Source organism: Synechococcus sp. CCY9202, assembly GCF_034931685.1.
In the GTDB taxonomy this organism is placed as follows: domain Bacteria; phylum Cyanobacteriota; class Cyanobacteriia; order PCC-6307; family Cyanobiaceae; genus CBW1002.
This window is the reverse complement of sequence record NZ_JAYGID010000022.1, coordinates 1-4,820: the sequence shown is the minus strand read 5'-3', so window position 1 is coordinate 4,820 and position 4,820 is coordinate 1. Positions and strand designations below refer to the sequence as shown.

Below are 4,820 nucleotides of genomic sequence, written 5' to 3'. Positions count from 1 at the left end.
AGGCCGTGGTGCAGAGCGGCGGCCACCGCCCGCTGCTGCTGCTGATCCAGGCCTGCAGCGGCGGCAGCGTCGAGGGCCAGGCGCTGCGGGCTGGAATCGGCGATCGCCGGCAGGGGGGATCGGGCGCGCTGGATCAGGCTCTCCATCACCCCCTCCAGCTGCTGGTGCCAGCGGCGCCAGCGCACCAGCCGGCCATCCACCAGCACCAGCGGTGCTTCCGGAGCCTCGTTCAGCTGGATGGCCTCGGTGCTCAGGGGCGAGTGGGCGAGGGCCTGCCGGTGCCGCTGCGGCCAGTGGCTGGCTTCCACCTCCGCCGGTGCCGGTCCCTCCAGGTCCAGGTCCAGTTCGCCCCGCTCCAGCGCGCTGCCAAGGGCGGCCATCACCTCCAGCAGGGCCGGATCCAGCGCCGTTCCGGTGCACTTGCCTGCGTTGATCTGGGTGGCGTAGAGGCGTGGCAGGGCCTCCAGCAGCAGCTCGGCCAGGCCCAGTCCGGCGGTGGGGGCGGTCATGCTCCGGTCTCCCGATCCCCGTTCTGCAGCAGCGCATCGAGGGCCAGCAGGCGCTGCAGCGGTGGTCGCTCCACCACCATGCCGGGCACCTGCTCGGCCTGGCAGGGACCCGGGGCACCGCGCAGGAAGGCGTACACCCAGCCGCCCAGGTGCTGCTGCGGCCGGTATCCCGGCAGTCGCCAGCGCAGGTAGCGATGCAAGGCCACCAGGTAGAGATGCGCCTGCAGCAGATAGTGGCGCTCCACCATCTGGGCCGCCATGGCCTGGCGGTCGTAGTGGGCGGGTCCGCAGGCCAGCGGCCGTCCTTCCGCGTCCCGTTCCCCGATCCAGTTGCTTTTCCAGTCGAGCAACCACCAGCGCTCCCCCTGGCAAAAGACCAGATCGATCGAGCCGGTGAGGAAGCCGCGGCTGGCCACCTCCAGCCGGCCCAGGGACCTGGCATAGCCCGCATCGATCAGGCCTCCCGGATGGGCGGCGAACACCTCGGCCAGGCCAGCGGCCGTGACCTGGGGCGGGCGCCGGGGTGGCTGCTCCAAGCCACCGCGGGGCAGCTCCAATCCGTCGGGAGGCTCGATGGCCAGGGGCAGATCGAAGCTCATCTCGTTCAGCCGTTCCGCCAGGGGCAGATCCGCCAGCCGGAACGATCCCAGCTCCCCGCCCAGGGGGGTCTGGCGCAATTGCTCAAGGCCGGCCAGCAGGTTGGGTTGCAGCTCCGGCGCCAGGCCAGCACGCTCCAGTTCCTGCTGCACCACCGCCACGCTGGCTGGTGTGTCCGTGGGCTGGCGGTAATCCAGCCGCTCCAGGATGCGGTGCAGGGTGTCTCCAGGCCCGGCGCCGCGGGGGAACTCCGCCAGCGGTCCGTGGCGGGACCAGGGCTGCCCGATGACCGTTGCGTTCGGCAGGCTGCGTTCTGAAGCCGTTAAGGGCTTGCTGTCCTGATCCTTGGTCCTGGCGCTTTGGGCTGAGGTTTGGCCGCTGACGCCCTCAGCGCTGCCCAGAACCTCGGTTTCGCCCACCAGGCCATCGGTGTCGCGCCCCTGCTCGCGGGCCTCCGGCGCCAGGGGGGCGGCCCCGTGGGTCCAGCTGGAGTAGCTGCTGCGGCCCCAGCTGGTGTCGATGCGGTGGCGGGGCAGGGGGCCGCCCTCCAACGCTCCCTCGGGCGCCGGTCGCTGCCAGCGGCGGCCAGGCGGCGGCAACTGGGCAGGATCGAGGCGCTGCAGGGGCAGGTCATCCTCGTTGCGCGGCTGGCCGGAGGCGTCCTGGAGCCAGGGCGTCAGGGGGTTGTCGGTGTGCTTGGCGGGCAGGGGATCGAGCCAGCCGAGCACCAGCAAGTGCTGGGCCCGGGTCAGGGCCACGTAGGCCAGCCGTTCCCGTTCCTGCACCTGGGCCTGCCGGTCGGCGAGGGCGGCCTGGCGGCCTGGGCCCCAGTAGGGCGAGAGATGCAGGTCGAGGCGCGGCGCGGCGCTGCCCGGTGGCCGCCAGCGACGGCCCAGCTCCCGTGGGCTGCTGGTGGGGGCCGGTGGGGCGTGCCAGAGGTAGGGACACAGCACCACCGGATACTCCAGGCCCTTGCTGCGGTGCACCGTGACCACCGCCACGGCGGAATCGGCCGCATCGCTGTGGAGCTGATGGGCCTCCGGAACCTCGCGATCGGGATCGAGCCGCAGCCGCCGCAGCCAGTCCGCCGCGGCCGCGGCCGGCAGGGCCTGCTGATGCATGCGTTCCTGCACCAGTTCGGCGGCCTGCTGCAGATCGGCCAGCAGCCGTCCCCCCAGTGACAACCGTGCCAAGCCGGTGGTGCTCAACAGCTGGGAAAGCACCCCCATCAGACCCTGACGGGGCAGCAGCTGAGCGAGCCGGCCGAGGCGCTCGGCCAGTTCGGCCCAGGCCTCCGGCGTCGCCGTTGCCAGCTCCGTGGCACTCCAGCCCAGCAGCGGCGACGCGGCCAGCAGGCGGCGGCGGCCGTCGCTGGCCGGGTCGGCCAGGGCATCGAGCAGGCGTTGCAGGGTGGTGGCACCCTCGCTGGCGAACACATCGCCGCGGCTCACCAGGCGGCTGGGCAGTCCACGCTCGTCCAGGGCCCGGCGCAGGGTTTCGGCCTGGCTATGGGTGCGCACCAGCAGGCAGAGGTCCTGGGGTTGCAGCGGGCGCGTTGGGGCGGGGCCCTCGTCCGCTGCGGCGGTGCGGAGGCGCAGATCCCGCTCCAGCAGCTGCAGGCAGAGGCCGGCCATGGCCTCGGGCAGCTCGGCCTCCTGGGCGCAGGCCAGCAGCTGCAGCGGTCTCTCGCCGGCGGGCAACACCAGCTCGCCCTTGGTGGCGCGCGAGAGAACCTTGGGCGCTGGCAGCTCCGACCGCTCCAGCCCGATGTGCATCAGGGCATTGAGCCCCTTCACCAGGGGCTCCGCAGAACGACGGTTCTCCCGCAGGGCATGGACCGCGTCAGCGCGGTGCCGGGCCAGGCGATAGGTGGCCAGTTCGCCGCCGCGGAAGCGGTAGATCGCCTGTTTGGGGTCCCCCACCATCACCAGCAGGTGGTGGCCCCCCGTCGTGAAGGCTGATTCGAGAATTCGCCACTGGATCGGGTCCGTGTCCTGGAATTCGTCAACCAGGGCCACCCGGTAGCGCTGACGCACGGCCGCGATCAGGGCGGCATGGCGATCCCCCTGGGGCCCGGGGTCCAGGCCCAGCAGCAGGTCGCCGAATCCCATCTGGCCGTTCTGCCGGCGCCGCCGCCGCAGCTCCAGGCGCCCCCAGTGGCCGAAATGGAGCAGGGTCAGCTCCGCCGGCCCGTCCACCAGGGCTGCGATCGCCTCCATCAGCGGCGCTTCGGGCAGGGTCTTGCCCTCCCCTTCCATCGGTGCGGTCAGCTTCACCCAGGGTGCGGGGTGGAAGTAGTCGCGCAGCAGGGCCTTGGGGCTTCTGGCGGTGGTGCCGCCCTCGCGCAGCTCCAGCACCATGGCGTAGCTGGGAGTGGTCTCCAGGGAGGCGATCCAGTGATCCACCTGGGCGGCCCGGTCTGTTTTCGGTTTGGCGGCGTAGGGCGTTGTCTGGGTCTGGATGCCGAGCGCTTTCCAGTCGGCCGGCAGGCGGCGGAAGCTCTGCTCCAGTGCGGCGCCGTGCTCCCTCCACTCCTTCACAAAGCGCTCCCACAGCTGCGGCCACAGGGCCGTGAGCTGGGGTGCCAGCGGTTGGTCGGCCGCCATCGCCGCCGGCAGGGCATCGAGCTCCAGGGCCGGGTCGCCGTCGAGCTGCCCCAGCAGCTTCTGCAGACGCTGGAGCCCCAGGCCGCGGCTCTGCAACCCCGCCAATAACTCCGGCGCCAGGCCGAGCACCTGTTGCTGCCAGTAGTCGTGGCAGACCTGGCGGCTGCGTTCGCCATCGTCGTTCTCCAGCTCCACCGCCGGACCCAGGCCGGCCTCCAGGGCACGGCGTTGCAGGGTGCGGCGGCAGAAGCCGTGGATGGTGGTGATGTCGGCCCGATCGAGCTCCTCAAGGGCAAGCAGCAGCCGGCCCCGCAGCCGGTCGCGCACCTCCGGGTCTGGGGGTTGCAGGGCCAGCCAGTCGGCCAGCACCTGGTCGGGGGGCTGGGTGGTCGCGGCGGCGGGGGTCTCCAGCAGCGTCAGGGCCTCCTGCAGCCGGCGGGCGATCCGGTCGCGCAGTTCGGCGGCGGCGGCTTCGGTGAAGGTCACCACCAGCAACTGCTCGAGGCTGAGGGGCTCCTCCTCTCGGGTCACCAGCCGCAGCACCAGATGGGCCAGGGCAAAGGTCTTGCCGGTACCGGCGCTGGCTTCAAGCAGCTGCACTCCCGGGGTGAGCGGCACCGTGTTGGCATCGAAATCGAGAGCGGGACCCTCGAGATCGACGCCCTCGATTGCGGTGGCTTTGCTCATGGCCTGAGCTCCTCCCAGACCTGCAGCAGTGGTTGATGCAGGGCCAGGGCGTGGGCGGTGCAGGGCCCCTGCAGCAGGGCACGGCCGCTGAGGCTGCGGCCGAAACAGAGGGCCATCACCTCCTCATCCCGTTCCGCCTGCTGCTCAGGGCCGCCTTCCCATCGTTTGCAGGCCGCGGCGGCCCCGGAGCCGGCCTTCTTCGCTTCGGCGGCGGCGTAGGCCCAGCCCGATTCCGGCGGCACCGGCCAGCAGATCCGCTGGAAGGCCTGGCGCCACTGGCGCAGGTTGTCCAGGGCGGCGGCGGCCAGGAACGCGGCGGGCCAGCCGTAGCGGCCTGCCAGCAGAAACCCTCCGGCGCCGATGGCCAGCATGGCGGCCCGGTAGCCCAAAGCCGCTGCGGCAGCGCCCGGCCCGCGCTCGT

Annotated in this window: 1 protein-coding gene and 2 pseudogenes; all 3 read right to left on the bottom strand. The window is 72.2% G+C overall.

From position 1 onward, the window contains the following. Window positions 1-509, bottom strand: a pseudogene (locus VB777_RS02590) (exodeoxyribonuclease V subunit alpha); the annotation flags it as partial. After that, window positions 506-4,399 (bottom strand): UvrD-helicase domain-containing protein, encoded by a 3,894-nt coding sequence (locus VB777_RS02585; protein ID WP_323246905.1) that lies wholly within the window; start codon window positions 4,397-4,399, stop codon window positions 506-508. The pseudogene VB777_RS02590 and the gene VB777_RS02585, both read right to left, overlap by 4 nt. After that, window positions 4,396-4,820, bottom strand: a pseudogene (locus VB777_RS02580) (exonuclease V subunit gamma); the annotation flags it as partial. The pseudogene VB777_RS02580 and the gene VB777_RS02585, both read right to left, overlap by 4 nt.

What these genes read in the sequence shown, in the direction of transcription:
- VB777_RS02585 (WP_323246905.1), bottom strand. Translation starts at nt 4,399, where the DNA reads ATGAGCAAAGCCACCGCAATCGAGGGCGTCGATCTCGAGGGTCCCGCT.